The sequence below is a fragment of the Mesobacillus sp. genome (assembly GCF_049588175.1).
Lineage (GTDB): Bacteria > Bacillota > Bacilli > Bacillales > Cytobacillaceae > Mesobacillus.
Window position 1 is genome coordinate 1 of sequence record NZ_JBAVFI010000486.1, and the last position, 4,637, is coordinate 4,637.

Consider the following 4,637-nt stretch of genomic DNA (forward strand, 5'->3'; position numbering starts at 1 on the left):
CCAGTCAGCCGCCCGCAGCTGCAACAATATGGTCTAGCGTTGAAGGGTATTCTATTTCCGGATCAACTTTATAAAACTCTTTCACACCACCGTGAACACCATAAATAACAGGTTCAGAAAAACCATCTATAACAGCTTTCTTAATTTTGTTAGAAGCGTCGACCTGCACAATTTGGATTGATGTTAAATGGATTGGTTTGGACAATTTTTTCATCCCTCCTAAAATTTAAAACGAATTACCGGTAATCATTGATACATCGATCCTTGAATATAAGATCTCCAACAGCTCGTTTGTATCTGGTCCAATTCCAATCAAATAACCCAGACAATAGATCTGTTCAATCTTTTTCATTCTGTGTATCTCATTTAATACAGCAGTTAATGCTGGCGCGTTGCCATGTATATCAGTAATGACTGCAAACTTCATATCTTTCAAACATCATTTATATAAAAGTTGTAATACTAAGAATATAGATGTACCCCACATAATGACTGCAGAAATTTTGTTTAGAATTTCAAGAAAACCTGTGGAATTGGTTAAGCGGCTTGCTTGTCTGCCTAAGAACGCCAATGACAGAAACCAGATCCAAGAAGTGATGATACAAGCTATCGTGAAGGCTATTTTGTCAGTATCAGAATATGCAATAGAACTTGTTCCTATCACACCAATGGTATCCATGATCGCATGCGGATTGAGTAAAGAAACAGATGCGGCAAAGGCGATTTGTTTTTTGGATGAAAAAGATTCCCCTGCTATGGATTCCTTACTATGTTTACTGTTCCAAGTCAAATATCCCATGTAAAATAAAAATAGAACCCCAGCTGATAATAGAAGTGTATTAAACCAGCTTATTTTTAAAGCAATGACTGAAATACCTAAGACAGCGAGCGTAATCAGGACTGTATCACATACAGAGGCTGTAATAATGGCTGGCAAAGCTCTTTTGTATGATGGTTGTATGGCACCTTGATTAAAAACAAATACATTCTGAACTCCTAATGGGAGAATTAAGCCGAAAGCTAAGATAAAACCATGAATACTTGCTGTGAACATTTTTAAAACCACTAACCCTTCCGTAAATTCATTATCCTTTCAGACAGGTTTACAACAAATAAATGAGCTGATTCAAAACTTTGAGTTTTTAATGTACCAATGTAGACCTTTTTGAAAAAACATTAAATTGAAACCTCTAGCCAAAATTGTTTTACATAAAATGAATAGCTATTAAATCTTTGGCTCTGTTAAAGCTGAATATTGATTTTTAAACCCTGTTGATTGTAGTGGAAGGCGCGTAGACTCCTGCGGGCGCAGCTGGACAGGTGAGACCCCGCAGGAGCAAAGCGACGAGGAGGCTCAGCGCCAGCCCCGCGGAAAGCAAGCGGCTGGAGCGGAAATCAACAGCCCCCTACATAAGCCAGACAAAAAAGGACAGGGCGGTTTTGTCCGGTTTTTCTTAATAGAGGTCATTATCAAACTTTGCTGCTACCAGAAAATTTATAGTACCGTCAGAGTAAATCTAGCGCGAGGAGAAGAAAGCGACGGGTAAGTTTACTTATACCAAAAAACAGTGGAAGTTTACTTTATTTAGTGGTTTTTTGTTGATTATGTTATGATATTTTCAGTATGGATTCAGATAAACTATTAATAAGTTGGTGAATAGCTTGATTTTTGTTTTTGACGTCGGAAATACAAATATCGTGTTAGGTGTATATGATCAGGAAGAGTTAAAACACCATTGGAGAATAGAAACGAACCGCCACAGAACCGAAGATGAATTTGGCATGATCGTTAAAAATCTTTTCGACCATGTTCAGCTTTCTTTTTCAGATATAGATGGAATAATCATTTCTTCAGTTGTTCCGCCAATCATGTTCTCGCTTGAGAGAATGTGTCAAAAGTACTTCCATATCAAGCCTTTAGTTGTCGGCCCTGGCATTAAAACAGGTCTCGACATAAAATATGAAAACCCGCGTGAAGTGGGAGCAGACCGTATTGTCAATGCGGTTGCTGCCATCCATGAATATGGGAGCCCGCTGATTATTGTTGATTTCGGCACAGCGACAACTTACTGTTACATCAATGAACATAATCAATATATGGGCGGTGCGATTGCTCCTGGTATCGGCATTTCGACAGAGGCGCTATATTCGAGAGCTGCAAAGCTGCCGCGAATTGAAATCAGCAGACCTGAGGATGTCATCGGCAAAAACACAGTTTCGGCGATGCAAGCAGGCATTCTCTATGGATATGTTGGTCAGGTAGAGGGAATAGTTAAACGGATGAAGGACAAAAGTGCAGTCCCGCCTAAAGTAGTCGCTACAGGCGGCCTGGCGAACCTGATTGCCCAGGAATCAAATGTAATTGAAATTGTGGATCCATTTTTAACATTAAAAGGACTGCAGCTTATTTATAAACGCAATATGGAAAACTCAAAAAACATTTAAATCAGTATACAGCATGAAGGGAGTAGGAAAATGAGCGATTATTTAGTAAAGGCTCTTGCTTTTGACGGGCAAATTAGAGCATATGCAGTGAAAAGCACGGAGACCGTTGGGGAGGCACAGCGCCGCCATTATACTTGGCCTGTGGCTTCAGCAGCACTTGGTCGTACGATGACTGCGGGTCTCATGATGGGTGCAATGCTCAAGGGTGATGATAAATTAACGATTAAGATTGCGGGTGGAGGACCTCTGGGACCGATCCTTGTTGATAGTAATGCACGCGGAGAAGTTAGAGGGTATGTAACAAATCCACATGTCCACTTTGATTTGAATGAGCATGGAAAGCTTGATGTTAGAAGAGGTGTCGGCACAGACGGTACCCTCTCAGTTGTAAAAGATATTGGTATGCGTGATTATTTTACTGGGCAGGTGCCCTTGGTTTCTGGTGAGTTAGGAGAGGATTTCACTTATTATTTCGTGACATCTGAACAAGTACCTTCTTCCGTTGGCGTCGGAGTTCTAGTTAATCCTGACAATACGATTAAAGCGGCTGGCGGGTTTATCATTCAATTGATGCCTGGGACAAAAGATGAGACCATTACGCACATTGAAAACAGATTAAAGGAAATTCCTCCAGTTTCTAAATTGATTGATAAGGGGTTGTCCCCTGAAGAATTGCTAGAAGAACTATTAGGAAAAGAAAATGTTAAGGTGCTTGAAACATTGCCGGTGTCATTTGAGTGCAACTGTTCTAAAGAGCGTTTCCATAATGCCTTGATCAGCCTCGGATCTGAAGAACTCAAAGACATGATCGAAACAGACGGACAGGCGGAAGCACACTGCCATTTCTGCAATGAAAAGTACCTATTTACAAAAGAAGAATTGGAAGAGATGGAGAAAGAAGCAAAATAAGCTAGTTCTGGGGGAAGAGAAGTGGAGAAAAAGCAGCTTTGGTATGTCATTGCCGGGTTAGCCATGTTGAATGTTATTACTCTCGTGCTTCTGCTGTTCAAGCCTGCCTTCATGGAAGGGAATAAAGAGACGGTTGCGGAAATCGGCAATAAAACGATTTCCAGGCAAGAGTGGCTTACTGAACTAGAAGAAAGATATGGGGAAGAAACGCTAAGGGACCTTGTTGACCAGGAAGTAGTCCAGCAAATGGCTGATGATTACAAAATTAAGGTCTCTGACAAGGCGATCGAGCGGGAACTGAATATATACAAAGCGATGTACTCATCAGCTGAAAATGAACCAAAGAGCGAAGATAAATGGAAGCAGCAAATTAAATACAGTCTCTTGCTGGAAGAGCTTTTAACAAAGGATGTAAAAGTATCTGAAGACGATATGAAAGCATTCTATGAACAAAATAAAAGCCTGTTTGATCTTCCTGCATCCTACCATCTTTCACAAATCGTAGTGGAAACGAAAAAAGAAGCAGATGCAGCGGTGAAGGAATTAAAGGATGGCTCCAGCTTTGATGCGCTTGCAATGGAGCGATCCATCGATGAATTTTCCGCAAACCAGGGCGGCGATATCGGGTTTATCAATGAAGAGGATGAACGAGTTGACCCTCAAGTCGTTGAAGCAGCCAAAACGCTGAAACCGGAAAAATGGACAGGCCCTGTGAAGCTTGAAAACGGCTACGCGATTATTTATCTTCACGAAAAGCTTGAAGGGAAAAAATACGGCTTCAAGGAAGTGAAGAATCAAATCCGCAGGCAGATGGCACTTGAACAAATGGATATCCCAGTCTCGGCAAGGGCTTTTTGGAACGAAGCGGAAGTCAGCTGGTTTTATGGTGACAGCGAGAAGAAATAAGATGAAGGGCACTGGTTTTGGAACCGGTGCTTTTCTTTTGAAGATAAGCAAATACAAAAATGCACTTCGAGAAATGTCCAGCTCCAGCGCCTAGCCCCTCGAGTCGCTTGTCTAGCTGCGTCTCCTAACTCCTCGAGACGCTTCGGTCCTGCCAATGAAGTCAAAGAACGACTTCACTGTCAGGCCCTCCAGCGCTTGTCGGAGTTAAACAGTCGCCTCCGCTTTTCGTATTGTCTAGTTTCGCCTCCTGGAAACTCCGAAACTTCGACTCCGCCGGCAGAAGCAAAAAACGCTTCTTTGTCGGAGTCTCCAGTTTCTGCGTTTCTGGGCAGTCGGCTACACATTTCGGTTTCGGTCCGCCCAATGAAGTCAAAGAA

The 4,637-nt window shown here is 41.8% G+C and carries 7 protein-coding genes; 3 read left to right on the top strand and 4 right to left on the bottom strand.

The window, feature by feature from the left end; translation table 11 throughout:
- Positions 1–4: 4 nt before the first annotated feature.
- Genes WB217_RS11845 through WB217_RS11855 form a run of 3 tightly spaced genes read right to left on the bottom strand, consistent with a single transcriptional unit; the run spans position 5 to position 1,054 of the window.
- On the bottom strand, positions 5–214 hold the full coding sequence (locus WB217_RS11845) for a hypothetical protein (RefSeq protein ID WP_423993428.1): 210 nt from the start codon (positions 212–214) through the stop codon (positions 5–7).
- A gap of 12 nt (positions 215–226) precedes the next feature.
- Positions 227–427 (bottom strand): metallophosphoesterase family protein, encoded by a 201-nt coding sequence (locus tag WB217_RS11850; RefSeq protein ID WP_423993429.1) that lies wholly within the window; start codon positions 425–427, stop codon positions 227–229.
- Positions 428–439: 12 nt separating this feature from the next.
- The gene (locus tag WB217_RS11855; RefSeq protein WP_423993430.1) at positions 440–1,054 is read right to left on the bottom strand and encodes a LysE/ArgO family amino acid transporter; all 615 of its coding nucleotides are present in this window, start codon (positions 1,052–1,054) and stop codon (positions 440–442) included.
- Between the two features lie 608 nt (positions 1,055–1,662).
- Between WB217_RS11855 and WB217_RS11860 the strand changes: the two genes are divergently transcribed.
- From WB217_RS11860 to WB217_RS11870, 3 genes are read left to right on the top strand one after another with little or no spacing between them, the layout of a single operon-like run.
- Positions 1,663–2,445, top strand: coding sequence for a type III pantothenate kinase (locus WB217_RS11860; RefSeq protein ID WP_335432612.1), 783 nt, complete (start codon positions 1,663–1,665; stop codon positions 2,443–2,445).
- 30 nt (positions 2,446–2,475) lie between these two features.
- The gene (gene hslO, locus WB217_RS11865; RefSeq protein ID WP_423993431.1) at positions 2,476–3,354 is read left to right on the top strand and encodes an Hsp33 family molecular chaperone HslO; all 879 of its coding nucleotides are present in this window, start codon (positions 2,476–2,478) and stop codon (positions 3,352–3,354) included.
- 21 nt (positions 3,355–3,375) lie between these two features.
- Complete coding sequence (locus WB217_RS11870) at positions 3,376–4,260, top strand: peptidyl-prolyl cis-trans isomerase (protein ID WP_423993432.1); 885 nt, start codon at positions 3,376–3,378, stop codon at positions 4,258–4,260.
- 160 nt (positions 4,261–4,420) lie between these two features.
- Here WB217_RS11870 and WB217_RS11875 read toward each other — a convergent pair.
- On the bottom strand, positions 4,421–4,637 hold a 217-nt coding region (locus WB217_RS11875), incomplete at its 5' end, for a hypothetical protein (protein ID WP_423993433.1).